The organism is Agrobacterium sp. 16-172Ci (assembly GCF_053522725.1).
In genome coordinates this window covers 27,394-51,026 of record NZ_JBNWBW010000035.1, presented here as the reverse complement: position 1 = coordinate 51,026, position 23,633 = coordinate 27,394, and the positions used below count along the sequence as shown (strand labels likewise).

Here is a 23,633-nt window from a genome sequence, read left to right as displayed (position 1 = left end):
TCCACGGGATCAATGTCCCCAGGGGGGATCGGTCTTCCATCCGCCACCGCACAAGCGACAATAGCACAGCGCGGCGAAATCAAGTTACAAGGGGGCAAGCTCTCCGCATCTCTGTTCCGTAGCCCCCTCATCTGACCCTTCGGGCCATCTTCTCCCCGGCGGGGAGAAGAAATATGCGGCGACTTCCAGCTCAAACGATTATGCGCAAATGCGCAGACCATTCTTCAAAACAATGACATCTGCCCTTCGTCCTTTGCCGGCTTGATCTTCGCCAGCGGCGCGCTTTCCGGCACCGGTTCGATGAGATCCGCGCCGACATTGGCGACCTTGTTGACCTTGTCCGATACCGGGATCATCTCGAAAAAATCATCCTGAACCGGCCGCATCAGATCGGCGACCTCGCGCGGCTCCTGGGTTTTGCAATCCAGCCAGCGGCTGAAATCCTCGGGCGCGATGACAACAGGCATGCGGTCGTGAATACGGCCGATCGCGGCATTGGCGGCGGTGGTGAGGATCGCGCCGGTATCGACCTCCGAGCCATCGGCGGAAGACCAGGTTTCCATGAGACCGGCGAAGGCGACGATGCCGCCGCTTTTCGGGCGGATGAAATAGGGCTGCGGTTTGCCGCCCTCCTCCTTCGGCGGGCGTCGCCATTCGTAAAAGCCGGTTGCCGGAACGAGGACGCGGCGATGGCGCATGGCGGCGCGGAAGGAGGCCTTGCCGATGGCGGTTTCCGACCGCGCATTGATGAGCAGCGGAAAATCCTTCGGATCCTTCACCCAGCCCGGCAGAAAACCCCAGCGGACCAGCACGGCTCGGCGATTGGGCAGGTTGCTGCCGCGCTCCTGCCGCTCCCCCTCCATCACGACCAGAATGGGCTGCGTCGGCGCGATGTTGAAACGGGCGGGAAAATCCTCAAGGCCGATCAGATCGAGATAATCGGCGATCTCCTCCGGCGTCGCCTTCAGCACGAAACGTCCGCACATGCATTTCTCCTCAACCCCTTGGCCCGAACAGGATGATGGCGGTGCCGGCAAGGCAGACGACGCCGCCGGCAATATCCCACCGGTCCGGCGCATGGCCTTCCACGCTCCAGAGCCAGAAGAGCGAAGCGGCAATGTAAATCCCGCCATAGGCGGCATAGGCCCTGCCCGCCGCCTCTGTCGGCACCAACGTCAGAAGCCACGCGAAAGCGGCCAGCGCCACCATGCCGGGCAGCAATATCCACCCGGTCTTGCCGAGTTTCAGCCAGGCCCAGAAGGAAAAGCAGCCGGCAATTTCGGCAAGAGCCGCCAGGACATAGATAAGATAGACCTTCATTCCACCGTCTTTAGCATGCACAATCGCGCCAGTTCCGGACTATAAGCATCGGCACGGAAACCGGAATCAATTTTTCCGAGCCATGTACCACTATAGACAGGCCGGCAACGGCCGAAACAAGCGAAACCATTCATGACTCTCCGTATCAAGCCCCGCCCCGCCTCCTCCGCCATCGTCAGGAACGGCGACCGGCTGCTTCTCGTGCGCCGCATCAACCCGCCTTCGAAGGACATGTTCGCCTTTCCGGGTGGTCGCGGCGAAGACGGCGAAACGCCGGCCGAAACGGCGCTGCGCGAATTGCACGAGGAAACCGGCATCGTGGCGCGCAAGCCGCAGCTTTTCGCGACATACGATCTTCCCTCCCGCGACGCCGAAGGGGTGCTGACGAGCCATTATTTCCTGTCGGTCTTCACCGTGGAAACCGATGCCGATCCGCTCGTGACTGTCGGTGACGATGCGGCGGATGCGGGCTGGTACACATTGGCGGAAATCCGCCTTCTGCCGGCGCCGGAAAGCGTCGTCGAATGCGCCGAGCGCCTGCTTGCATGATTGCCAGCCAGCCAGAATCGCTATTATCTAGGGCCGATCCGCCCGCCGGATGGTCGCGAGCCAACAGTTCACGAGCCAATAGTTCACGAGTATGTGTGGGGCAGAATAGAATTTTGATACGGCCAACCATCTTCCTGTCTCTTTTTCTGACAATGCTTGCCACCGCCGGGCAGCAGGGCATCGCTTATGCGCAGCCTTCAAAACCCGGTTCCGAGGTGCGTCCGGCGGAAGCCGCGCCGCCCAAGCCCGCTCCTTATGACGACAAGCTCGCACGGCTGTCGGAGATACTGGGCGCGGTGCAATATCTCAGAACCCTGTGCCCTTCTTCCGGACCGGAGGACTGGCGCAGATCGATGAGCGATCTTCTGGCTGCAGACACGGCCAACGAACCTGAACGACGTCAGCGCATGACGGCTGCATTCAACCGTGGATACCGCTCCTTTGCGGCCATCCACACCAGTTGCACACGCGCCGCCATCATGGCAGAAGAGAACTACCGTAACGAAGGGGCAACACTCGCGCAGGAAATCGCGTCCCGGTTCGGAAATTAGAGGATTATTAACCTCTTTTCGCCGCAGGCCGTGCCGTTTTGATAAAAGGCTGCTAGTGTTGTTAACAGGGTGGTAAGGACTTGCCCGCCCTGTCGAGGATGAAAGATGCAGACAAGCCGTAACGAAATCGACGATATGATCGTGCATGAAAAGATGCAGGTCGCTCTGGAACACCAGAACGAGGCATGGGCTGACGGCATGGCCGACGGCATCGAGCCGGAGATCATCGCCGATGCCGCCATCGCTCTGGCCATGCGCGAAACCATCCGTATCCATGGCGAGGCCGGCGCTGAAGCAATGCTGGAATCGCTGCGCCAGCGCATGCTTCAGGGCGAATTTTCGCCGCAGCGGGTAATACAGTAAAGCCGGGGTCTATCATGTCTTGCCTGAGCAAGGGGCTTTTGCGCTCTTCCGCCCTGCTGTCCATCCTGCTTGCCCTGACCGCCGGGCCGATTGGCATGCCAGGCCGCGCCTTTGCCCTTTCCGAGCTGAAGCCGGCGCAGAACACCGAAAGCGAGCCTAAGGCTGAGAATGGCGGTGAGCCGCAGCAGGCCCAGCCCGCAGAGCCGGACGAGATCGAAGGCGATTCGGAAGGCATTCCACTGCCCGACCCTCTGGTGGACCGTTCCGCCAACCAGTCGAACCAGCAATCCTCCAAGCCCGACAACACGCCGGAAATGTCCGTTGTGATCGAGCACGACATTTCCAAGGCGCCGGAACCCGTGCGCAAGCTCCGCCAGCAGATCATCGAAGCTGCCGCCTCGGGCGATATCGAAAAGCTGCGGCCCTTCATCGCCGCCGGCCAGAAAGAATTCCGCATCGACGGCAATGACGGCGAAGACCCGATTGCGGCGCTGAAAAGCTATTCCGGCGATCCTGACGGGCTGGAAGTGCTGGCGATCATCATCGACCTGCTGTCGACCGGATATGCCCATATCGATGCCGGCACGCCTGACGAAGCCTATGTTTTCCCCTATTTCGCCGGAAAGCCGCTGAATACGCTGACTGCGCCGGAAAAGGTGGAGCTTCTGCGCATCATCACCGCGGGCGATCTGGCGGACATGCAGGAATATGGCAATTACAGCTTCTACCGGGTCGGCATTTCGCCCGATGGCAAGTGGAAGTTCTTCACCGCCGGCGATTGATCGCATCGCGGTGCTTGCCGTTCTCTGGCAAAAATCCTAACTGTGCGGAATGAGCATTCCGGCAAAGCGCATCGGCTTTTGCCGGAGTTCACAGAGTCTCGACGAACCGAACGGTGACGCCATGCCTTCCGCCCTTCTTGCCGACCGCCGCCTGATCCGGGTTTCCGGCACCGGCGCCGAGGAATTTCTGAACAACCTCATCACCGCAGACGTTGAAAACCTGCCGGAAGGCGAAGCACGGGCCGCAGCCCTTCTTACGCCGCAGGGCAAGATCCTGTTCGATTTCCTGATCTGGCGCGATGGCGGCGATTATCTGATCGAGACGGGCGTCGCCGAACAGGACGCGCTGCTGCGCCGCCTGACCATGTACAAGCTGCGTGCACCGGTCGATCTCAAAGCCGAGACTGTCGAAGGCGTGAGTGTTTTCTGGAACGAGACTGCGCCGACGGCAGGCATTCGGGATGGTCGTTTCGGCAAGGGCGGCATCGATCTTTACCGTATGCCGGGCGCATCCGCATCCGGCGACATCGCGGCCTATGATGCGCTCCGTGTCGAGCATGGGATTGCCCAATCCGGCCGGGACTATGCGTTGCAGGATGCCTTTCCCCATGATGTGCTGATGGATGTGAATGACGGCGTTTCCTTCAAGAAGGGCTGCTTTGTCGGCCAGGAAGTCGTCTCGCGCATGAAACATCGCGGTACGGCAAGACGCCGCGTCGTCACCGTTTCGGCCGAAGGCGCGCTTGCCGCCAGCGGGACGGAGATTACCGCCGATGGAAAACCGGTCGGCACGCTCGGAACCGTTTGCGGCAACAGGGCGCTTGCCATCGTTCGGATCGACCGCATTGCCGATGCGCTCGCATCCGGCACGCCGCTTCTGGCGGAGACTGTTCCCGTGACCGTGGCTCTGCCCGCCTGGAGCGGCCTTTCCTTCCCCGCGGCCGATCCGGCAGCGCGGGCGGAGGACTGAGAGTGGCGCCTGCAAAAAGCCCGCGCGCGTGGCAGCGCATGCTGTCCGGCCGGCGGCTCGATCTGCTCGATCCTTCGCCGCTCGATGTGGAAATCGCCGATATCGCCCACGGTCTTGCCCGTGTGGCCCGCTGGAACGGCCAGACGCGCGGCGACCACGCCTTTTCCGTCGCCCAGCATTGCCTCATCGTCGAGACCATCTTCTGCCGCATGTGCACAGGCGCGACGCCTGACGACATGCAGATGGCGCTTCTGCACGATGCGCCGGAATATGTCATCGGCGACATGATCTCACCCTTCAAATCCGTGGTCGGCGGCGGTTACAAGACCGTGGAAAAAAGGCTTGAAGCCGCCGTGCATCTGCGTTTCGGCCTGCCGCCGCATGCATCGCGCGATTTGAAGGACCGCATCAAGAAGGCCGATACGGTCGCCGCTTTTTTCGAGGCGACGGAGCTTGCCGGTTTTTCCACCGTCGAGGCGCAGAAATTCTTCGGCCTGCCGCGCGGCATTACCCGCGACATGTTCGACATCACGCCCCTGCCCTCAACCGAAGCGCAAAAGCTGTTCATCGAACGTTTCGAGGCGATCGAGGCGCTGCGCGCAGTCAAGACGGGGAGCGCGACATGACGGCCATTGTCGTATCGCCGCTGTCGCGGATCGCGGAGATGGCCGTCAAACACAAGGCCCGCGAAATGGTGACGCTGATCGCCAAAGAGCAGTCCTTTCACCGCCCCGCCGTCATTGCCGCAGACCGGCATCTGACGCTTGCCATGAACGACATCGCATTCAAGGGCACCGCCGATCTCATCGCGCCTGACGATGCACATGTGCTGAAGCTGATCGATTTCGCCCGGCAATGGGACCAGTCAGCACCACTGCTCATCCATTGCTGGATGGGCGTTTCCCGCTCACCCGCCGCCGCCGTCATCGCCGCGCTCAGCCTTTATCCGGACCAGGATGAGATCGAACTTGCGCTGCGCCTGCGCGCCGTCTCGCCCTATGCCACGCCCAATGCCCGCATCATCGCCATCGGCGACCGTCTGCTCGGGCGCGATGGCCGGCTGGTGGCGGCGATCAAAAAAATCGGCAGGGGCGCGGATACGGATGGTAACGTGCCCTTCGTGCTGCCGCTTGGCAACTGAGGTGGTTTTGGCGGAACCCTCACGGCGTCCAGTCGTTACCAACCCTGAAGAGCAATGAAAATCACAGGATAATTCATGGAACAACAGGCAACGGATATCATCGTCGCATCGCAGGCGGCGTTGCAGCAGGCAAGCGCGCTTGCGGTGCAATATTCCTTCTCGGTCGTCGGTGCGCTTCTGCTGCTGATCGTCGGCTGGCTGGCCGCCACTTTCCTGCAGCGCTGGGCTTTTCAGGGCCTGTCGCGCATTCGCGGTTTCGATGCGACACTCGCCGGTTTCTTCGCCGGCGCCATCCGCTATGTGGTTCTCATTCTGGTGCTGGTCATGGTGCTTGGCCAGTTCGGGGTGCAGACGGCCTCCATTCTCGCCGCCCTTGGCGCCGCCGGTCTGGCCATCGGCCTTGCGTTGCAGGGCACGCTGCAGAATATTGCCGCCGGCATCATGCTTCTGGTGCTGCGCCCCTTCCGGGTCGGCGAATATATCGAGACCAGCACGGTCAGCGGCACGGTGATCGAGATCGGGCTGTTTGCGACCGAGCTGAAGACCAGCGACGGACTTTACCGTCTCGCGCCCAACTCCACGCTCTGGAACGTGCCCATCACCAATTACAGCCGCTTTCCCTCGCGCCGTCACGAACTCGGCCTGACGGTCAAGAATGACGAGGATCTGGCGGCCGCACAGGATATGCTGATGAAAGTCGTGCGTTCGGAGAGCCGGGTTTTGCTGGACCCCGCCCCCGTTACTTTCGTCGATTCGGTCAGCGCCGACAGCGCCACCGTCAAATTGCGCTACTGGGTGCGCAGCGACACTTTTTTCGCGACGACCCGCGATGTGACGAAAGCCATGAAACTCGCCTTCGACGAGCGCAAGGCGGAAGTGAGCGCCCAGCCGGCCTGAGACCTCACGTTTTCCTTTTTTCCAAGCGCGGTGGCTACAACAGCCATCGCGCTTTTTCGTTGCGCCACGTAGCAGCGCGCACTTGCATCCCGCGAATGCGGCCTCTATAGGTCGATACGTAATGTTATTACGTAACTATCTTCGTCGATATGAGAGGGCCGAAACAATGCAGAAGATACTCACCCGCGTCACCGGCGCCGTCGCACTAGGTTCCATGCTGCTGGCGGCAACCGCGGCAATGGCTGCCGGTGGCGACAAATCCGCAGCCCACAGCCACGACCATGGGCACGATCACGGCCACCAGATGACCGAAGCTGAAAAGCAGATTTACAAGGGTTATTTCGAGGATGCGCAGGTGAAGGCGCGCACGCTTTCCGACTGGGAAGGCGACTGGCAGTCGGTCTATCCCTATCTGCTGAACGGCTCGCTTGATTCCGTCATGGCCGAAAAGGCGGCGCATGGCGACAAGACGGCGGCGGAGTACCGCGCCTATTACGAGATCGGTTACAAGACCGATGTGAATCGCATCGTCATCAAGAGCGACAGCGTGGCGTTTTATAAGGACGGCAAACCCGCTGAAGGCACCTATGTCAGCGATGGCCATGAAATCCTGACCTACAAGAAGGGCAATCGCGGCGTCCGCTACATCTTCAAGAAAACCGGCGGCGATGAGGCCGCACCGCAATTCATCCAGTTCAGCGACCACTCCATCGCCCCGGTCAAGGCAGGCCATTACCATCTCTACTGGGGCAACGACCGCAAGGCATTGCTGGACGAAGTGACAAATTGGCCGACCTACTACCCGTTCCTGATGGACGGCGGCGATATCGTGGAAGAAATGGCGGCGCATTGACTTCGCACGACATTCCGGCACGGGCATATTCTTCATGCCCGTGCTGCATTCCTTATTGCCCCATAGTGGAGCGATGCGCCCAGCCGGTCATGCGCTTTTCAAGCCAAGCCATGATCGCATACATGACGATGCCTTCCACCGCGAGCATCAGCAGGCCGGCAAAGACGAGCGGCACATTGAACTGGCTTTGCGCCGAACTCATCATGTTGCCGAGGCCGTAATTGGAGGCGACGGTTTCCGACACCACCGAGCCGACGAAAGCGAGCGTGATGGCGATTTTCAGCGAACCGAAGAAATAGGGCATGGAGCGCGGAATGCCGACCTTCAGCATGATGTCCATCTTCTTTGCGCCAAGCGCCCGCAGCACATCTTCCGTTTCCGGCTCTATGGTGGCAAGCCCGGTCGCGACGTTGACGACGATGGGGAAGAAAGAGATCAGGAAGGCGGTCAACACGGCAGGCACCGTGCCGATGCCGAACCAGATGACGAGGATGGGCACCAGCGCCACTTTCGGGATGGCGTTGAAGCCGATCATCAGCGGATAAAGCCCGGCATAAATGGTTTTGGACCAGCCGATGAACAGGCCGATGGCGAGGCCGGCGGCCACCGCAATGGCGAAACCCAGCGTCGTGGTATAAAGCGTCTGCAGCGAATTCTTCCAGATCGGCGACCAATATTGCAAGATGGCCTGTCCGACCCTTACCGGTGACGGCAGAATGGTGGGCGGCATTTTCAGCGCGTAGACCAACAGTTCCCACAACACGAAAAGCGCCAGCGTATAAAGCCAGGGCGCGGCTTTCACCCAGTTGACGCGGGCAATCAGCGGCTTGCGCGGCTCGGCCACAACGGTGCCTTCCATGATCGCGCTCATGCCGCCACCCTCGCCTGCGCGATCTCGCCATGCAGTTCCTGCACCATGTCGTTGAAACCCCTGTCATACATGATATCGAGCTGGCGCGGGCGGGCAAACGGCACGCGGTGTTCCGCCAGCACCCGGCCCGGCCTTGCGCTCATCACGAAAATCTTGTCGGCCAGAAATGTCGCCTCGCGCAGATCATGGGTCACGAGGATGATGGTGACGCGCTGCGCGGCGTGCAGGTCGCGGATGACGCACCATAATTCCTCGCGGGTGAAGGCATCGAGCGCACCGAAAGGCTCGTCCAGCATCAGCAGTTCCGGTTCGTGGATCAAGGCCCGGCAAAGATTGGCGCGCTGCTGCATGCCACCGGAAAGCTGCCACGGATACTTCGAACCGAACCCCTTCAGGCCGACGATTTCCAGAAGGCGCTCGGCTTTCGCGACATACTCCGCCTTGTGGGCGCGCAGGCGTCGACGATGTTTCTCGACGATCTCCAGCGGCAGCAGGATGTTCTCAAGCGTGGTGCGCCACGGCAGCATCGTCGGGTTCTGAAACGCCATGCCGACGATGGAAACCGGCTCCGTGACCTGCCGCCCGGCAACGATGACATTGCCCCTCTGCGGAATGTGCAGCCCTGTCACCAGTTTCATCAGGGTCGACTTGCCGCAGCCGGAGGGTCCGACCACGGCGGCGAATTCACCCTTGTCGACCGTGAGATTCAAGCCGGATACGGCCAGCGTGCCGGCGGAGCCGCCATAGCGCATGTCCACACTGTCTATTTCCACGAGATGTGACATTGCTGTTCCCGTTTTAAGTTGCTGATCGGGCGGTTGAACCCTGCAGCGTTGCGGCTTGTTTCTTCTCCCCGCCGGGGAGAAGGTGGCCCGAAGGGTCGGATGAGGGGGCAGCGCCAGCGATAGACCGAGAGCTTGCCCCCTCATCCCGCTGCCGCGGACTTCTCCCCGGCGGGGAGAAGAAGCATGCCGCACCCGCTCACTTCGTCCATTACGGAAGCATGCGTTCTTCCTTGGCCGGCAGATAGGTCGCGTCGAAGACCTGCTCCGCCTTGACGTTGCCCTTCAGGCCAAGAGAAACTTTCAGCGTCTCGATGGAGGCGGAAAGCCGGGCCGGATCGACGCCGCCCATGCCGTTTTCCACCACATAGGGCGTCTTGATATTCATGCTGTTGGCCATGTTGAGGCGTTCAAGCTCGATGGCGCTGTCGAGCGTCTCGTTGCGCTTGAGCACGGCCGCCACGCCCTCTTCCGGGTTCTTGACGGAATCGGCGAAGCCCTTGGCGAGCGCTTTCAGGAAGCCCTTCACGGCATCCGGGTTTTTCTCTGCGAAATCAGTGTTTACCAGCACCGCATTGCCATAGAGATTCAAGCCGTGCTCGGCCATCAGGATGGTCGAGATATCGTCATCGGCGATGCCCTGTTTCTTGAGGTTGAGGATCACCGAAAAGGCAAAGCCGAAAACGGCGTCGACATCGCCCTTGGCGAGCATTGGTTCACGCACCGGAAAACCGATCGATTCGATCTTTATCTTGCTGTCATCGAGACCTGCTACCTGCTTGAAGGCGGGCCATTGCGCAAACGCGCCATCCGGTGGCGGCGCGCCGAGCTTCTTGCCTTCCAGCGACTTCGGATCGCCGGTGACGCCGAGCGACTTGCGGCCCACCACGGCAAAGGTCGGGCGCTCATAGACCATATAAACGGCCTTGATCTTCTGGCTCGGATCCTCGTCGAGGAACTTCATCACCGAGTTGATGTCGCCGAAGCCCATCTGGTAGGCGCCGGTCGCCACGCGCGGAATGGCTTCCACCGAGCCGTTGCCGCTATCGATGGTGACATCGAGACCTTCAGCCTTGAAGTAACCCTTGTCGAGCGCCAGCAGAAAACCGGCGGCGGGGCCTTCGAACTTCCAGTCGAGCGTGAATTTCACCGGCGTTTCGGCCCGCACCTGGACGACCGGAAGCGAAAAACCAGCGGTTACACCGATGGCGGCAATGGTCAGAGCCCTGGTCAACAACCTGCGCGTTAAAATCATCTATTCCCCCTGATGGTTTTGTTGGATTGGTTGCATAAGACCCAATTCCAGCCCTCAAGGCAAGATAAAATTGCATACAAAATAGCCGTTATTTTGTATGCTTATTTTATATGCACAAACGGGCGCAGGGCAGGCAAAAAGCCGGCATTTTGCCCATCGCGCATGCAACGAAGCGAAAGCGGGATCGTTCACGCAGAGAACACAGCGTTCTCATTTGCCGGGGTTGCGGATCAGCGGCAGCGTGCGGCAAATAGGGCCACGAACAGCAGGCGAAACAGCGGGACGGCAAGATGAATTCTGCACTGGGCATACACCACATCACCATGATTACCCGCAAGGTGCAGGCGAATGTGGATTTTTACGCCGGCTTTCTGGGCCTGAGGCTGGCCAAGCGCACGGCCGGTTTCGAAGACGCCATGCAGCTGCACCTGCTTTATGGCGACGATATCGCCTCGCCCGGCTCGCTTCTCACCTTTCTCGTCTGGGAAGATGGTGGTCAGGGCCGTGTCGGCTATGGCCAGACGCTGGAGATTTCCGTGGCCATCGATCCCGCCGCCATCGGCTTCTGGCTGACGCGGGCGCTGAAATTCGGCATCCGGGCGGAAGGCCCTTCCGATGAGTTCGGCGCTCCGGTCATCCGGCTGAAAGATCCTGACGGCCTGATCGTCAAGCTGGTCGGCACCCACGCCTTTGCCGATGCGACGCCGCATGTGACGGACGATATTTCCGCGGAGGACGCCATTCGCCGAATCTATGGCGCTACGGTGCTGAGCGAAGTGCCGGAAGAAACCGTGGCGTTTCTGGAGAAACATTTCGGTTACCGGCAGGAAAGCCAGGCAGGCGCAATCCGCCGGCTCGTTTCCGAAAGCGGCGACATTATCGATGTGCGCGACGCCACCGGCTTCTGGTCCAGCGCGCCGGGCACCGGCACCGTCGATCATATCGCCTTCCGGGCCAAGGACATGGATGAGCTGAACACGGTTCATACCGGGCTGAAATCGCTGAATTCCAGCACCACCAATGCCCATGACCGCAAATATTTCCACTCGCTCTATGTCCGCGAACCGGGCGGTGTGCTGATCGAAATGGCGACCGACGGGCCGGGCATGACCGTGGACGAACCGTTGGAATCGCTCGGGGAAAAACTGTTTATCCCGCCGCTCTTCATGAAGGACGAGGCGGATGTGCGTGTCGCCCTGCCGCAATTTGCAATGCCGGGCGAGGAGCGCATCGTCTATCGCGACCTGCCCTTCGTGCACCGTTTCTATACGCCCGAGGAGCCGGATGGCAGCACCATCATCCTGCTGCACGGTTCCGGCGGCAGCGAAACGAGCCTGATGCCGCTCGCGCACCGGGCAGCGCCGCGCGCAACGCTTCTCGGCGTTCGCGGCCGCAGCACGGAGGAAGACATCGCCCGCTGGTTCCGCCGCAATCCCGATTTCAGCTTCGACCAGAAGGATATCGTCTCGGAAGCGGAAGCCTTCGCCGCCTTCGTGGAGGGGGCGATACGGTCCTATGGTCTCGACCGTTCGAAACTGCGGTTTATCGGCCATTCCAATGGTGCAAATTTCTACGCGGCCTTTGCAGCACTTTATCCCGAACTTGCCGGAGACGCCCTGCTCTACCGCCCGATGCCGGTTCTGGAAACATGGCCGCAGTCCGATCTTTCCGGCCGCAATGTCATGCTTGTGGCGGGAGAACGCGACAAATATCTCGACAAGGCGCACGAATTGCAGGGCCGGCTGGCGGCGAGCGGAGCAAGAGCTGAGATGGAAACGGTTGAGGACGGGCATGAGCTCGGGCTTGCCGATATCGAAGCGGCGCGGCGCTGGCTGGCGGATGTTTCCTGACACGGCGGGAGGGCGTGTGCCACCCACTCGCCACCCAGCCATTCATCAACCGGGCCTTGCATAAATTCACCAAAAGGGCTTTAAAAACAGCTTCGTAATTGGAGAGTCCGTTTGGAAATCCCGCTGTTTATCCTCGCCCTCGTCGCGGCCTTCATCTACACGCTGGTCGCGAGCATCCGCAACTCAAGTCGAATCAAGTCGCTGGAACGGGAAGTTCTCAGTCTCAAGCGGCTGATGGCTGCGGGCGTGACGTCTCCTGCGGCGGCGCAGGCGGAGAGCGCGGAAACCACGGCAAAACCGGATTTCGAGGCGGAAGAGAAAAGCAGGGCGACTGCGGAAGACGCCTCCGAACCCCAGGAAGCCGCCGCCATCGCGCAGGCGGAAGACCCCGTCAGCGAGGAAGCACCTTCCGCTCCTGCGAGCGATACGGCATCCGCTCCGGCGACGAAGGAAAGCTTCGAAAGCCTGCTCGGCGCGCGCTGGGCCGTCTGGGCAGGCGGGCTGGCGCTGGCGCTCGGCGGTATTTTCCTCGTCAAATATTCGATCGAATCGGGGCTACTCAGCCCGGCGGTCAGGCTGTCGCTCGCCGCTATTTTCGGCCTCCTCCTCGGGCTTGCCGGTGAGGCTGTCCGCCGCAAGGCGGTGCCGGGCATCGCTGCCACCTATTCCAACGCCATGATACCGGGCGTGCTGACGGCGGCCGGCGCCTTGACGCTGTTCGGCGTCGTCTACGCGGCCTATGGCATTTACGGCTATATCGGCCCCGGCATGGCTTTTGGCCTGCTTGGGCTCGTCGCCTTCGCGACCATCGGGCTTTCGCTGCTGCACGGGCAGGCGCTGGCCGGCCTCGGCCTTCTCGGTTCGATGCTGACGCCGGCGCTGATTTCTACCGAAACGCCGAATATCTGGGCGCTCTTCCTGTTCCTCACCATCTCCTGGCTGGCAACAGCGGCCGCGGCGCGCAGGCAGGGCTGGACCGTGGTTCCCTCTCTCGCCAATGCCGGCCTCGGCTTCTGGGCGCTCGGCTATATCGGCTTTTCCGAAACGATCAGCGCCGAACCGCCAACGCTTGCCCTGCTCGTCATGCTGGCGGGAACCATATTGCTCTGGCCGGGCAAGGCATTCGACACGCCGCCTGCCGAGGCCGGCGAAACCGCCGCTCCCGAGCGGCGCGCCATCCGCGCCCTGCGCCTTCTGCTGCGCCCGTCGCTCGCTCTCAATCTCACCGTGTCGATGGCCGTGATCCTGCCGGCCATGGGTTTCCTGTTTGCCGATGGCGGTATCGACACCCATCCGGCACTCATCGTTTCAGCGCTCATCGCCGCCCTTGCGGCCCTTGGCGCCGCCCGCCACTATGCGGTATGGCCCGCCATTATCGCAGCGCTCGGCGCGCAGGCTGCCGTGTCGCTGATGTCGCGGCAGGGCATCGACTTCATCGGCCATATCAACGATACGTCCGTGTCCCTTCCGCCCGTATCGGTCGGCTACACGGCGGAAATCGCCATGGCGCTCGGCCTCGGGGCTGTCTTCGTGCTCTGCGCCTTCTCTTTCCTGAAACGTAAAGGCGCTGAAGATGCGGATTTCGCCCAGCTCTGGGCCGGTATCGCAGCACTTTTCCCCGTCTGGCTCGCCACCTCAAGCTTTGTCGAATACGGCAATCTCGGCCGTGACTGGCTGCACGCCGCCTATGGCCTCGGCCTTGGACTGGTGTTGCTTGCGGGCGCCGAGTGGCTGCACCGGCAGAACGACGAGGCCTATCGCAAGCCGCTGAACATCCTCGTGCTCGGCTCCTTCGCCGCCTTTGCGCTTGGCCTGCACACGCTGACGGAGGGGCTTGCGACGACCGTGCTGCTCTCCGTCATCGGTTTCATTTATGTGCTCGCGACACGTTACCGCAACTGGGATGTGCTGCCCTGGGTGATGGCCGTGGCGAGCGTTGCCGTTCTCGGCCGTATCGCCTGGGAACCCACCATTGTCGGGCCGCAGAACCTCGGCACCACGCCGGTCTTCAACGCGCTTCTGCCGGGTTACGGCATTCCCGCACTGCTGGCCGTCGCCTCGGCATGGCTGCTGCGCGACTGGCCGGGGGTCAGGGCGAAGAACTTCCTGCAGGCAATTGCCAGCGTCATGGGCCTTCTCGCCGTCGCCATCCTCATCCGCCACGCGATGAATGGCGGCACGCTGGATGACAGCGTGCCGACGCTTGGCGAACAGTCGATCTACACGCTGCTGACCATCGGCTTCTCGGGCGTCTTGATGACGCTGGACCTGAAGAGCCCCAGCCCCGTCTTCCGCTACGGCTCGATGATTGCCGGCGTGATTGCCGTCATCAATGTGCTGACGATGCATTTCTTCACGCTCAACCCCTATTTCACCGGCGAAAATACCGGCAGCATTCCGTTCCTCAACCTGCTGCTGATCGGCTACCTGTTGCCGGCGCTCGCCTATGGCGGCCTGGCCTATTATGCGCGCGGAAAACGTCCGCCGCCCTATGTCAGCATGCTGGCGGTGGCGGGCGCCGCACTCGGCTTTGCCTGGGCCACGCTTTCGGTGCGCCGTTTCTGGCAGGGTGAGAACATTGCCGACTGGAAGGGTTTCCTGCAGGGCGAGACCTATAGCTATTCGGTGGTCTGGCTGCTGATCGGCGTGTTGCTGCTCGTGCTCGGCTCGCGCTTCAATGCCCGCAGCCTGCGTCTTGCATCCGCCGCCTTCGTGCTGATCTCGGTTGCCAAGGCGTTCCTGATCGACATGAGCAACCTCGAAGGCGTGCTGAGAGCGCTGTCCTTCATCGGTCTTGGCGCAGTGCTGATCGGCATCGGCCTGTTCTACCAGAAAATCCTCACCCGGAAGCCGCAGGCATGATCGCGGCCGATGCTTTCGCGCCCTATGCGGCGCTTGCGCAGGACCTGATACCGCACGCCGCCGGTACGGGCGACGGCTCGCATGATCTTGCCCATATTCACCGCGTCTTCCGCAACGCCATGCGCATCCATGCGGGCGAAGGCGGCGATGGCACCGTGCTGGCCGCCAGCGTGCTGTTGCATGATTGCGTGGCGGTGGAGAAGAACTCGCCGCTCCGCGCGCAGGCCTCACGGCTGGCGGCGGAAAAAGCCTCGGGCATTCTTGAAGCCCTTGGCTGGCGACGCAGCGATATCGACGCCGCCGCCCATGCCATCACCACCCACAGCTTTTCAGCCAATATAGAGCCGCAGACGCTGGAGGCGAAAATCCTTCAGGACGCCGACCGGCTGGACGCCATCGGCATGGTGGGGGCGGCGCGCTGCTTTTATATTGCCGGACGAATGGGTTCGGCTCTTTACGACCCGGTCGACCCGCTGGCGAAGGAGCGGCCGCTTGACGACCGCGCCTTTGCCATCGACCATTTCGAAACCAAGCTGTTCAAGCTGGCCGACGGCTTTCGCACCGAGACGGGCCGGCAGATGGCCAAGGCCCGCCATGAGCGGCTGAAACAGGTGCTGGACCTGTTTCTCGACGAAATTTGAGGAGACCCGAGATGCGTGTGACCGAGCTAAACATCTATCCTCTGAAAAGCGCGCGCGGCATTCCCCTCTCCGAAAGCACTGTTTCGGCAGAAGGCCTGCCGGGCGACCGCCGCGCCATGCTCATCGACCCCAACGGCCATTTCATCACCCAGCGCGAATTGCCGGCAATTGCCACGGTTCTGGCCCGGCACAAGGATGGCGGCATGGTGCTTTCGCGGGAAGCGAATGGCGAGGTTCTCGCAAGACCTTCCGGAGAGCGCATGGATGTAGCGGTGTGGAAATCGATCGTCAGCGCCAATATCGCCGATCGCGAGACCAACGAGGCGCTCTCGGCATGGCTGGAGCGCGAGGTGAAGCTGGTGTTCTTCGACGACGCCTCGAAACGCATTGCAAGCCTGGAATGGACCGGCAACGAAACGCCCGTCACCTTTGCGGACGGTTACCAGATCCTCGTCACCACCACCGCCTCGCTTGCCGCGCTGAACGACAATATGCGCGCCAATGGCGAGGACGCGGTCGGCATGGAACGCTTCCGGCCCAATATCGTGCTTGATACGGACGAGCCATGGGCCGAGGACCGCTGGGCGGCCATCGAGATCGGCGGCATTCGCTTCGATCTGGTCAAACCCTGCGCCCGCTGCATCATGACCACACAGGACCAGACGACCGGCTCCCGCGATGTGCCCTCCCCCATGAAAGCCATGGGCCGCATCCGCATGTCCGGCGACCGGCGCGTGCCCGGCCCGCTGTTCGGCTGGAACGTGACGCCGCGTGGCGAAGGCAGGCTGTCGGTTGGCGATGTGGCGAAGGTGATCGAGGAAAGGCCGGAAGGCTGGGCGATCAAGCGGCGTTAGTCGGAGGCCGTAGTTTTAAGTTGATTTTCGAATAACAAAAATCAATCATGGGTTTATTTTCAGGAGATGTTCCATGGTCGATTTTTTCAATGTCATTTCAAATAATCATATATCCGTCGTAGCAACGATAGGCATATTGATGTGCGTGTCGGGTTTGCTTCTGTGCTTCTTTTCCGTTGGCAAAACACATGGGCTCCTGCTTGCTCTTGTCGGCGCCGTTTTTACCGCTCTGCCCTTCATCACCAGCATGAAGGTCAATAGGGACGGATTGGAGATTTTGACCAATAGCCAGAAGGCCAATATTGAACTGGCGACGACCGTCGCTAAGCAAACGCAAGCCATCGAGGAAGTGAAACAGGGGCTGGCGGCACTCAACACCGTGGTGCAAACATTTGCCAGCACGCCTGCCGCCGGGTCGGATAATTCCTTTACGCCAAAGATAAATTGGCTTCAAATCCAGAAGAATCTGAGCTCATCGATAGACAAATCAGACTCGCTCCTGGGCGATATTCAGCAGCGGCAGCAGAGCGTTGAGGATATTCTCGGCAAAAACGAGGCTTTGATAGGCAAGATGCGCTGACAGCGTCTTATCAATCCCATGAATAGTGGCCGTCAAGAAAAGTCGCTAGTGGGACCGGCTGACAAAAGATAATATTCATCCCATCGTAGCGGAATCTGCGGCAAGCCATGTCCCTATTTTTTTGGGACGCGGCGCCGCGATGGGGGAATATTCATGTCGCAAGCCACACGCCAGACCATGCCCTGGCTGATTATCGCCGCCGGGTCGCTGATCGCGGTCATGACCTTCGGCCCCCGTTCCGCCATGGGCTTTTTCCAGCTGCCGATGCTCGCCGATACCGGGTGGGACCGTTCCACCTTCGGTCTCGCCATGGCCCTGCAGAACCTCTTCTGGGGGCTCGGTCAGCCCTTCTTTGGCGCCATCGCCGATAAATACGGCACTGGCCGCGTGCTGGTGCTTTCCGGCCTGCTTTATGCCGCCGGCCTCATCTGCATGTCCTTCGGCATCTCGCCCTTCTGGCTGCATTTCGGCGGCGGCGTTCTCGTCGGGCTCGGCATTGCCGCCGGCTCCTTCAGCGTCATCCTTTCGGCCTTTGCGCGCCATGTCACGCCGCAGCAGCGTTCGCTCGCCTTCGGCATCGGCACCGCGGCGGGCTCAGCCGGCATGTTCCTGTTCGCGCCGATCAGCCAGGGCCTGATTTCCACCTATGGCTGGTCGGACAGCCTCGTCTGGCTTGCCGCGATGATGATGCTCGTGCCGCTGCTCGCCTTTCCGATGCGTGGCAATTCCTCTTCCGGCAGCCAGTCGCAGGCGCAGTTCCAGCAGACGGCGGGCGAAGCGCTGAAAGAAGCGCTCGGCCATAAAAGCTACCTGCTTTTGACCACGGGCTTTTTCGTCTGCGGTTTTCAGGTGGCCTTCATCACCGCGCATTTCCCGGCCTATCTCGGCGATATTGGCATCGAACCGCGCTACGCCGTCATCGCCATGGCGCTGATCGGCTTCTTCAACATCATCGGGTCGCTTGCCGCCGGCGTCATCGCCCAGCGTTATTCGAAACCCTATCTGCTGGCCTATATCTATATCGCCCGTTCGGTTGCCGTCACCGCTTTCCTGCTCCTGCCGCAATCGCCGCTTTCAGTCATCATCTTTGCGGCCGTCATGGGCATTCTCTGGCTTTCCACCGTGCCGCCGACCAATGCGCTGGTGGCGATCATGTTCGGCACGCGCCATCTCGGCATGCTCGGCGGCGTCGTGTTCCTGTCGCACCAGATCGGCTCGTTCCTCGGCGTCTGGCTCGGCGGTTTCCTTTACGACAGGCTGGGTTCTTATGATCTCGTCTGGTGGCTGGGCGTCGGCATGGGGATTTTCGCGGCCATCGTGCATTGGCCCATTCAGGAGCGACCGGCTCCGAGGCCTGCAATGGCCTAGTCAGACGGCCTTATCGAGGGCGGGCGACATCGCCCTGCCCTCCTTCGCCCTGCGCTCAAGCGCCTTCAGCGCCGCCTGCACGAAACCGTCGCGGGCGGCGTTTTCGTTGAGGCCACGCGGATCGTAGACATGCCGGTTGAGGAAATGAGCGGTGAGGCGGAAAGCAGCCGCAAGGCTGTCAGGATCGGCGGCCTTCGACTGGCCTTCGCTTAAGAAAGCCGGAAGCGACAGCATCCGCTCCGCATAGGGCGCACCTGCCGTGCGGCAAACCGCCCTGCCCGTTTTCGGCGATACATAGATGAGGTCGGTGCGCAGCCCCGTCGCCGCGCATTCGGTGAGATCGAGCCCGAAACCGAGTTCGTTCAGCACCGCCAGTTCGAAGCGCACGAACAATTCCCCGGCATCGACGGGGTCATGCAGATTGTCGAGAATGATATCCAGCGCCTGATAGAGATGCGGGTGCGGATCGCGCTCCGGCAGAAGCCTGAGCAACGCGCCCATGGCCTGCACACCATAAACGGCGGTCGCTGTTTCCATCAACTGCGCAGCGCGCAGTTGCAGCGGCTCGATGCGGAATTCACCCAGATGATCGTGGAGGCGCGCCCGCCAGATGACATCCACCCGGTTGCCCGCCTGTAGCACAGGCTGCATGCTGCGGGAACGGCCGGAACGCACCAGCCCCAGATGGCGGCCACGCGAAGGGGTCATCACCTCGGCGATGACACTCGTCTCGCCGTGGCGTTTGACGCCGAGAATGATTGCCTCTTCCTGCCACTGCATGAAACGCGTCCGAATTTCGATTCAGGAGTTCGATTCAGGCCCGATCATACCCGATCTGGCGGCAAAACGTTATTCTTTTACGGCACCGTCAACCACGCCGACGAGGTTGAGAACGAAATCGATAATTTCGTTTTCCCCGAAGGGTTTGCCGAGCAACGGCGCGTGCGTGAGATCTTCCGGAAAACCCGTCGTGTCACCATAACCGCTGACGAAACCGAAGGGAATGCCCGCATCGCGCAGCCCGCGCGCGAAATCGTAGCTCTTGCCGTCGGTGAGGCTGACATCGAGAAGCACGCAATCGGCGCCATCCTCTTCGACAGCCTGCCTCGCCTGCGCAAGCGTGGTGGCGATGGCGACGGATTCCACCCCCATGGACTGGAGAACCGCTTCGACATCGAGCGCCACCAGATATTCATCCTCAACGATGATAACCCGTTGTGGCACCATATGTTTTCTTCTTCCCAAAAAGAGGACCGCACGGCTCGAAGCTGCGGTCTCCGACATGATTCTCCCGTCAGATAACACGACAGGAGTCGCAAATTGCGGCTGCGCCGTCATTTAAAAAAGACATGTCAAAGGAAGATCAGATGAAGGGCCTCTGCCGCTTTTCATCGCTTTCCCAACCCGCCACGTTGGTCAAGCCGGCATCGTCCAGCACCAGACAGCCCTTGTCCGTCCAGCGGATGAGACCGCGATCGACGAGCTTTCTCAAGGTCTTGTTGGTGTGAACGATGGACAGGCCAAGCGTATCGGCAACGTGTTGCTGGGTGACCGGGATCGGTGTTTCGCCGGGGATGAGGTTGACCGCTTTCGCCTTGCGATAAAGAAACGCGATCAGATAGGCGGCGCGTTCCAGCGCGGTGCGGCGGCCGATACTGAGGAGATGGTTGTCCAGCATGCGTTCCTCGCTCGCCGCGATCCAGGTGAGGTCATAGGCAAGCGTTGGGTGATCGGTGAAGAGATTGTTGAGGCGGGATCGCTCGAAGACGCAGAGCGTCACCGGCGACAGCGCCTCCACCGAATGCTGCATTTCCCCCATCACCGTGCCCTGAAGACCGACGAGATCGCCGGGCATGACATAGTTGAGGATTTGCCGCCGACCGTCCTCAAGCGTCTTGTAACGGAAAGCCCAGCCCTGCAGAACGGTGTAAAGATGGGCGCTGTGCGAGCCTTCCATCAGGATGACGGAGCCGCTTTCCACCGCAAGTTCCCCCGTCTTGAAACGCGAGACGAAATCCAATTCGGAAGAGGAAAAATCCCGGAAATGCGGCAGGTCGCGCAGGGGACATTGCTGGCACGGAGTGGTGGAAATTCCGTTCGGTTTTTTTGGCGACATGAATATCCATCATCGAAAAAGGTTGCGCCCAATTGTTTTGGAACAACCCGCCCGAAGGTATTCGGTTCCCGATGGTGAGTGAAGATATTCAGTTCGTTCCGGGATTGCGTCGCGCCCCGTCTCGAACACAAAAAAGCGAAGGGCTTGGGCAATCTCGACGTTCGCGTTGGTTCGCGACATTTCCCGCCCGTCATTCCGGCCTTGAGCCGGAATCCAGTCGACGCGCGTCGGCGCGGCGAGAGGCCCTCTTTTCAGCCCAAGGACTTGGGCTGGCTGGATTCCGGCTCAAGGCCGGAATGACGGAAGCGGGTGTGGTTTCGCGCCGCGCATATCGTGCCTGCGCGTTACCCCCGCGGGAACTCCAGTCCCATTTCACGGAAGCGCTCGGGGTCGTCGCCCCAGTTCTCGCGCACCTTGACGAACAGGAAGAGATGCACCGGCTGCTCTAGGATTTCCGACAGCTCCTTGCGCGAGGCGGTGGAGATGGCCTTGATCGCATCGCCGTTCTTGCCGAGCGCAATCTTTTTCTGGCTGTCGCGCTCGACATAGATCACCTGCTCGATGCGCACGGAGCCATCCTTGCGTTCTTCCCATTTTTCGGTCTCGACATGCGAGGCGTAGGGAAGCTCCTGATGCAGGCGCAGGAACAGTTTTTCGCGGGTGATTTCGGCTGCGAGCTGGCGCATCGGCAGATCGGAAATCTGGTCTTCCGGATAATACCACGGGCCTTCCGGCAGTTCGGCGGCCAGATAGTTCATCAGGTCGTCGCAGCCCGAACCGTTGGTCGCCGAGATCATGAAGGTGCGGTCGAAAGCGACCGTCTCGTTGGCGGCGGCGGCGAGTTTCAGAAGGTCTTCGCGCTTCACCTGGTCGATCTTGTTGAGGCAGAGGATCTTCTTCTGCGGGACATCCTTCAGACCTTCGAGGATGGTTTCCGCATCGCCCTTCAGGCCACGTTCGCTGTCGATCAGCAGCAGGATGAGATCGGCATCCTTCGCGCCGCCCCAGGCGGAGGTGACCATGGCGCGGTCCAGCCGGCGGCGCGGCTTGAAGATGCCGGGCGTGTCCATGAAAACGATCTGGGCGTTATCGTGAATGGCGATGCCGCGCATCACGGCGCGCGTCGTCTGCACCTTGTGGCTGACGATCGAAACCTTGGCGCCCACCAGACGGTTCACCAGCGTCGACTTGCCGGCATTTGTGGGGCCGATGAGGGCCACGAAGCCGGAGCGGGTCGGAAGGGCTGCATCTTCGCCAGTCATGGCGGGGTTTTCGTGATCGGTCATGATATCCATTCAAGGTCAGAGGTATTCAACATGCGGAAAAAGGGCCCGTCATGCGCTCGATGTTCAGCACCCGGTTCGCCGGGCGCTCAGTTCCGGGTGGAGGTCTTCTGCCAGACGCCTTCGCGTTCCAGCAATCTTGTTGCCGCCACCTGCTCGGCCGCGCGCTTGGAGCGCTCGACACCGGTTTCCGGCTTCACGCCGGGAATTTCGACAGTCACCGTAAAGCGGGGATCGTGATCCGGTCCGGAGCGATCGTCAACCCGGTAAGAGGGCGTCACCGCAAATCTGGCATGCGCCCATTCCTGCAACTCGGTCTTGGCGTCGCGCCGCCCGGCATCCACGCTGGTTGCGCGGCCCTGCCAGTATTTCAGAATGAATTTGCGCGATGCTTCCAGCCCGCCATCCAGATAGATGGTGGCGATCAGGCTTTCGACGACATCGGCGCGCACGTTCAGCATCGCCTTGCCGGTCAGCTTCTTCACATCCGAGCCGGTGCGGATGAAATTATGCAGGCCCATCTCGTCACCGATCGCGGCACAGGATTCGGCGCTGACGAGCTGGTTCAGACGGACCGAAAGCTCGCCTTCGGTGGCGTTGCGGAAGGTAGAGAACAGCAATTCGGCAACGCAGAGACCGAGAACACGGTCGCCTAGAAATTCCAGCCGCTCGTAATTGCCGGCCGCCGCCGAGCGGGCACTGGCATGGGTCAAGGCCCGGTCGAGCCGGACCTTTTCCTTAAATTCATATCCGATCAACGCTTCCAGACGGGAAATCTCGTCCGCCGAAAGCGGCTTGGTCTTGCTCATTCCACAACCTTGAAGAGGCGGTCCCAACGCATATTGGCCGGCCATTCCCAAATGCGGCTGAACGGCGTGTCATTGCCCAGCGAGAAGAAGATGACGCTGGCGCGGCCGATCAGGTTTTCTTCCGGCACGAAACCGACATCGAAGCGGCTGTCGAGCGAATTGTCGCGATTGTCGCCCATCATAAAATAATGGCCTTCCGGCACCACGAATTCACGCGTGTTGTCGCCACGCGAATCAGGCGACTGGTCGAGCGTGTCGTAGGTAACGCCATTATCAAGCGTTTCGCGGAAGACAGGCACATTGGCGCCCGGATCGGCGCGGTAATCGGAAGTGAAGGTGCCGTCGGGCTGCTTGGGAACCGGCTGGCCGTTGATGAACAGCACGCCGTTCGTCACCTGGATGCGATCACCCGGCAGGCCGACGAGACGCTTGATATAATCGACTTCAGGATTGGGCGGCAGGCGGAAGACCACGACATCGCCGCGCTTCGGCTTGCTGAATTCCAGAATGCGGCCCGAAAACAGGTTCGGCGAGAAAGGCAGCGAATATTTCGAATAGCCGTAGGAGAACTTGTTGACGAAAAGATAGTCGCCAACCAGAAGCGTCGGCATCATCGAGCCGGACGGAATCGTGAAGGGCTGAAACAGCACGGTGCGGATGACCATGGCCAGCAGCAGCGCCTGAATAATGACCTTGACGTTCTCCCAGAGGGCGTTCTGCTTCTTTTCAGCTTTTTCCGACACTTAAAGACCTGCCTGATTGTTTCCCGGCTTCTTCGGTTTCACGAAGGCCGCCGGGCCGTTGTTTTATCGCATATGCGGCGGGCAAGCGGTTTTTACGCAGCCGGCAACGCTTTCATATTTCTGCGACTTCTCTAGAACCTTTCCAGCCCGAAGGGAAGCGCTTCTGTGACACGTCCGCAAATAGGACGCCAAT

At 60.9% G+C, this 23,633-nt stretch carries 26 protein-coding genes; 15 read left to right on the top strand and 11 right to left on the bottom strand.

Annotation, left to right across the window (positions count from 1 at the left end; translation table 11 throughout):
• Positions 1-224 precede the first annotated feature (224 nt).
• Positions 225-986 (bottom strand): SOS response-associated peptidase, encoded by a 762-nt coding sequence (locus tag ACQZ40_RS23755; RefSeq protein ID WP_020811514.1) that lies wholly within the window; start codon positions 984-986, stop codon positions 225-227.
• A 10-nt stretch (positions 987-996) separates the two neighbouring features.
• Positions 997-1,320, bottom strand: a complete 324-nt coding sequence (locus ACQZ40_RS23750) for a YnfA family protein (protein ID WP_078054111.1) — start codon at positions 1,318-1,320, stop codon at positions 997-999.
• Between the two features lie 132 nt (positions 1,321-1,452).
• Between ACQZ40_RS23750 and ACQZ40_RS23745 the strand changes: the two genes are divergently transcribed.
• The 9 genes from ACQZ40_RS23745 to ACQZ40_RS23705 all read left to right on the top strand — a co-directional run bounded on the left by ACQZ40_RS23745 (position 1,453) and on the right by ACQZ40_RS23705 (position 7,426).
• Positions 1,453-1,869, top strand: coding sequence for an NUDIX hydrolase (locus ACQZ40_RS23745; protein ID WP_065654116.1), 417 nt, complete (start codon positions 1,453-1,455; stop codon positions 1,867-1,869).
• A 113-nt stretch (positions 1,870-1,982) separates the two neighbouring features.
• Positions 1,983-2,420, top strand: coding sequence for a TIGR02301 family protein (locus ACQZ40_RS23740; RefSeq protein ID WP_080852380.1), 438 nt, complete (start codon positions 1,983-1,985; stop codon positions 2,418-2,420).
• Between the two features lie 105 nt (positions 2,421-2,525).
• A complete protein-coding gene (locus tag ACQZ40_RS23735) occupies positions 2,526-2,783 on the top strand; it encodes a hypothetical protein (protein ID WP_003501987.1) in 258 nt (85 codons plus the stop codon).
• A gap of 14 nt (positions 2,784-2,797) precedes the next feature.
• Positions 2,798-3,565, top strand: coding sequence for a hypothetical protein (locus ACQZ40_RS23730; RefSeq protein ID WP_059752357.1), 768 nt, complete (start codon positions 2,798-2,800; stop codon positions 3,563-3,565).
• A gap of 121 nt (positions 3,566-3,686) precedes the next feature.
• Positions 3,687-4,535 carry a CAF17-like 4Fe-4S cluster assembly/insertion protein YgfZ gene (gene ygfZ / locus ACQZ40_RS23725; RefSeq protein WP_448748770.1) on the top strand — a complete coding sequence of 283 codons (849 nt, stop codon included), beginning with the start codon at positions 3,687-3,689 and terminating at the stop codon, positions 4,533-4,535.
• 2 nt (positions 4,536-4,537) lie between these two features.
• Complete coding sequence (locus tag ACQZ40_RS23720; RefSeq protein ID WP_162934058.1) at positions 4,538-5,161, top strand: YfbR-like 5'-deoxynucleotidase; 624 nt, start codon at positions 4,538-4,540, stop codon at positions 5,159-5,161.
• Positions 5,158-5,676 (top strand): tyrosine phosphatase family protein, encoded by a 519-nt coding sequence (locus tag ACQZ40_RS23715; protein ID WP_271044997.1) that lies wholly within the window; start codon positions 5,158-5,160, stop codon positions 5,674-5,676. The genes ACQZ40_RS23720 and ACQZ40_RS23715 overlap by 4 nt, the downstream gene beginning before the upstream one ends.
• Before the next feature lie 75 nt (positions 5,677-5,751).
• The gene (locus ACQZ40_RS23710; protein WP_448748769.1) at positions 5,752-6,573 is read left to right on the top strand and encodes a mechanosensitive ion channel family protein; all 822 of its coding nucleotides are present in this window, start codon (positions 5,752-5,754) and stop codon (positions 6,571-6,573) included.
• Between the two features lie 166 nt (positions 6,574-6,739).
• A complete protein-coding gene (locus tag ACQZ40_RS23705; protein WP_142844795.1) occupies positions 6,740-7,426 on the top strand; it encodes a metal-binding protein ZinT in 687 nt (228 codons plus the stop codon).
• Between the two features lie 52 nt (positions 7,427-7,478).
• Here ACQZ40_RS23705 and ACQZ40_RS23700 read toward each other — a convergent pair whose 3' ends face one another.
• The 3 genes from ACQZ40_RS23700 to ACQZ40_RS23690 all read right to left on the bottom strand — a co-directional run bounded on the left by ACQZ40_RS23700 (position 7,479) and on the right by ACQZ40_RS23690 (position 10,334).
• Positions 7,479-8,297: an ABC transporter permease gene (locus ACQZ40_RS23700; RefSeq protein WP_065654123.1), complete on the bottom strand. Its 819-nt coding sequence runs from the start codon at positions 8,295-8,297 to the stop codon at positions 7,479-7,481.
• Positions 8,294-9,082 carry an ABC transporter ATP-binding protein gene (locus ACQZ40_RS23695; RefSeq protein ID WP_448748768.1) on the bottom strand — a complete coding sequence of 263 codons (789 nt, stop codon included), beginning with the start codon at positions 9,080-9,082 and terminating at the stop codon, positions 8,294-8,296. The genes ACQZ40_RS23700 and ACQZ40_RS23695 overlap by 4 nt, the downstream gene beginning before the upstream one ends.
• A gap of 208 nt (positions 9,083-9,290) precedes the next feature.
• Entirely contained in the window at positions 9,291-10,334 is a 1,044-nt protein-coding gene (locus tag ACQZ40_RS23690) for an ABC transporter substrate-binding protein (protein ID WP_338810213.1), read from the bottom strand.
• Between the two features lie 290 nt (positions 10,335-10,624).
• On the opposite strand from ACQZ40_RS23690, the gene ACQZ40_RS23685 reads away from it, so the two are divergent.
• The 6 genes from ACQZ40_RS23685 to ACQZ40_RS23660 all read left to right on the top strand — a co-directional run bounded on the left by ACQZ40_RS23685 (position 10,625) and on the right by ACQZ40_RS23660 (position 18,489).
• On the top strand, positions 10,625-12,184 hold the full coding sequence (locus ACQZ40_RS23685) for a VOC family protein (protein ID WP_448748767.1): 1,560 nt from the start codon (positions 10,625-10,627) through the stop codon (positions 12,182-12,184).
• Between the two features lie 111 nt (positions 12,185-12,295).
• Positions 12,296-15,046: a DUF2339 domain-containing protein gene (locus ACQZ40_RS23680; RefSeq protein WP_448748766.1), complete on the top strand. Its 2,751-nt coding sequence runs from the start codon at positions 12,296-12,298 to the stop codon at positions 15,044-15,046.
• Complete coding sequence (locus tag ACQZ40_RS23675; RefSeq protein ID WP_448748765.1) at positions 15,043-15,687, top strand: HD domain-containing protein; 645 nt, start codon at positions 15,043-15,045, stop codon at positions 15,685-15,687. Before ACQZ40_RS23680 ends, ACQZ40_RS23675 begins: the two co-directional genes overlap by 4 nt.
• Before the next feature lie 11 nt (positions 15,688-15,698).
• Entirely contained in the window at positions 15,699-16,541 is an 843-nt protein-coding gene (locus tag ACQZ40_RS23670; protein ID WP_078054120.1) for an MOSC domain-containing protein, read from the top strand.
• Positions 16,542-16,614: 73 nt separating this feature from the next.
• On the top strand, positions 16,615-17,121 hold the full coding sequence (locus ACQZ40_RS23665) for a hypothetical protein (RefSeq protein WP_078054121.1): 507 nt from the start codon (positions 16,615-16,617) through the stop codon (positions 17,119-17,121).
• Positions 17,122-17,274: 153 nt separating this feature from the next.
• The gene (locus ACQZ40_RS23660) at positions 17,275-18,489 is read left to right on the top strand and encodes an MFS transporter (RefSeq protein WP_174035838.1); all 1,215 of its coding nucleotides are present in this window, start codon (positions 17,275-17,277) and stop codon (positions 18,487-18,489) included.
• Here ACQZ40_RS23660 and recO read toward each other — a convergent pair whose 3' ends face one another.
• From recO to lepB, 6 genes are all read right to left on the bottom strand, one after another.
• On the bottom strand, positions 18,490-19,269 hold the full coding sequence (recO, locus tag ACQZ40_RS23655) for a DNA repair protein RecO (protein ID WP_125145848.1): 780 nt from the start codon (positions 19,267-19,269) through the stop codon (positions 18,490-18,492). It abuts the gene before it with no gap.
• A gap of 69 nt (positions 19,270-19,338) precedes the next feature.
• The gene (locus ACQZ40_RS23650; RefSeq protein ID WP_125145847.1) at positions 19,339-19,716 is read right to left on the bottom strand and encodes a response regulator; all 378 of its coding nucleotides are present in this window, start codon (positions 19,714-19,716) and stop codon (positions 19,339-19,341) included.
• A gap of 136 nt (positions 19,717-19,852) precedes the next feature.
• A complete protein-coding gene (locus tag ACQZ40_RS23645; protein ID WP_065654134.1) occupies positions 19,853-20,605 on the bottom strand; it encodes a Crp/Fnr family transcriptional regulator in 753 nt (250 codons plus the stop codon).
• Between the two features lie 344 nt (positions 20,606-20,949).
• Positions 20,950-21,900 carry a GTPase Era gene (era, locus tag ACQZ40_RS23640; protein ID WP_162934056.1) on the bottom strand — a complete coding sequence of 317 codons (951 nt, stop codon included), beginning with the start codon at positions 21,898-21,900 and terminating at the stop codon, positions 20,950-20,952.
• 77 nt (positions 21,901-21,977) lie between these two features.
• Complete coding sequence (gene rnc, locus ACQZ40_RS23635; RefSeq protein WP_065654136.1) at positions 21,978-22,697, bottom strand: ribonuclease III; 720 nt, start codon at positions 22,695-22,697, stop codon at positions 21,978-21,980.
• On the bottom strand, positions 22,694-23,440 hold the full coding sequence (lepB, locus tag ACQZ40_RS23630; RefSeq protein ID WP_003496938.1) for a signal peptidase I: 747 nt from the start codon (positions 23,438-23,440) through the stop codon (positions 22,694-22,696). Before lepB ends, rnc begins: the two co-directional genes overlap by 4 nt.
• Between the last annotated feature and the right edge of the window lie 193 nt (positions 23,441-23,633).

Excerpts from the sequence above, each read along its gene's own strand:
- era (WP_162934056.1), bottom strand. The coding sequence starts at position 21,900 with ATGGATATCATGACCGATCACGAAAACCCCGCCATGACTGGCGAAGAT.
- ACQZ40_RS23710 (WP_448748769.1), top strand. The coding sequence starts at position 5,752 with ATGGAACAACAGGCAACGGATATCATCGTCGCATCGCAGGCGGCGTTG.
- ACQZ40_RS23755 (WP_020811514.1), bottom strand. The coding sequence starts at position 986 with ATGTGCGGACGTTTCGTGCTGAAGGCGACGCCGGAGGAGATCGCCGAT.
- ACQZ40_RS23660 (WP_174035838.1), top strand. The coding sequence starts at position 17,275 with ATGTCGCAAGCCACACGCCAGACCATGCCCTGGCTGATTATCGCCGCC.
- ACQZ40_RS23670 (WP_078054120.1), top strand. The coding sequence starts at position 15,699 with ATGCGTGTGACCGAGCTAAACATCTATCCTCTGAAAAGCGCGCGCGGC.
- ACQZ40_RS23685 (WP_448748767.1), top strand. The coding sequence starts at position 10,625 with ATGAATTCTGCACTGGGCATACACCACATCACCATGATTACCCGCAAG.
- ACQZ40_RS23705 (WP_142844795.1), top strand. The coding sequence starts at position 6,740 with ATGCAGAAGATACTCACCCGCGTCACCGGCGCCGTCGCACTAGGTTCC.
- ACQZ40_RS23645 (WP_065654134.1), bottom strand. The coding sequence starts at position 20,605 with ATGTCGCCAAAAAAACCGAACGGAATTTCCACCACTCCGTGCCAGCAA.
- ACQZ40_RS23690 (WP_338810213.1), bottom strand. The coding sequence starts at position 10,334 with ATGATTTTAACGCGCAGGTTGTTGACCAGGGCTCTGACCATTGCCGCC.
- ACQZ40_RS23700 (WP_065654123.1), bottom strand. The coding sequence starts at position 8,297 with ATGAGCGCGATCATGGAAGGCACCGTTGTGGCCGAGCCGCGCAAGCCG.
- rnc (WP_065654136.1), bottom strand. The coding sequence starts at position 22,697 with ATGAGCAAGACCAAGCCGCTTTCGGCGGACGAGATTTCCCGTCTGGAA.
- ACQZ40_RS23675 (WP_448748765.1), top strand. The coding sequence starts at position 15,043 with ATGATCGCGGCCGATGCTTTCGCGCCCTATGCGGCGCTTGCGCAGGAC.
- ACQZ40_RS23750 (WP_078054111.1), bottom strand. The coding sequence starts at position 1,320 with ATGAAGGTCTATCTTATCTATGTCCTGGCGGCTCTTGCCGAAATTGCC.
- ACQZ40_RS23665 (WP_078054121.1), top strand. The coding sequence starts at position 16,615 with ATGGTCGATTTTTTCAATGTCATTTCAAATAATCATATATCCGTCGTA.
- recO (WP_125145848.1), bottom strand. The coding sequence starts at position 19,269 with ATGCAGTGGCAGGAAGAGGCAATCATTCTCGGCGTCAAACGCCACGGC.
- ACQZ40_RS23695 (WP_448748768.1), bottom strand. The coding sequence starts at position 9,082 with ATGTCACATCTCGTGGAAATAGACAGTGTGGACATGCGCTATGGCGGC.
- ACQZ40_RS23735 (WP_003501987.1), top strand. The coding sequence starts at position 2,526 with ATGCAGACAAGCCGTAACGAAATCGACGATATGATCGTGCATGAAAAG.
- ACQZ40_RS23745 (WP_065654116.1), top strand. The coding sequence starts at position 1,453 with ATGACTCTCCGTATCAAGCCCCGCCCCGCCTCCTCCGCCATCGTCAGG.
- ACQZ40_RS23715 (WP_271044997.1), top strand. The coding sequence starts at position 5,158 with ATGACGGCCATTGTCGTATCGCCGCTGTCGCGGATCGCGGAGATGGCC.
- ACQZ40_RS23650 (WP_125145847.1), bottom strand. The coding sequence starts at position 19,716 with ATGGTGCCACAACGGGTTATCATCGTTGAGGATGAATATCTGGTGGCG.
- ACQZ40_RS23730 (WP_059752357.1), top strand. The coding sequence starts at position 2,798 with ATGTCTTGCCTGAGCAAGGGGCTTTTGCGCTCTTCCGCCCTGCTGTCC.
- ygfZ (WP_448748770.1), top strand. The coding sequence starts at position 3,687 with ATGCCTTCCGCCCTTCTTGCCGACCGCCGCCTGATCCGGGTTTCCGGC.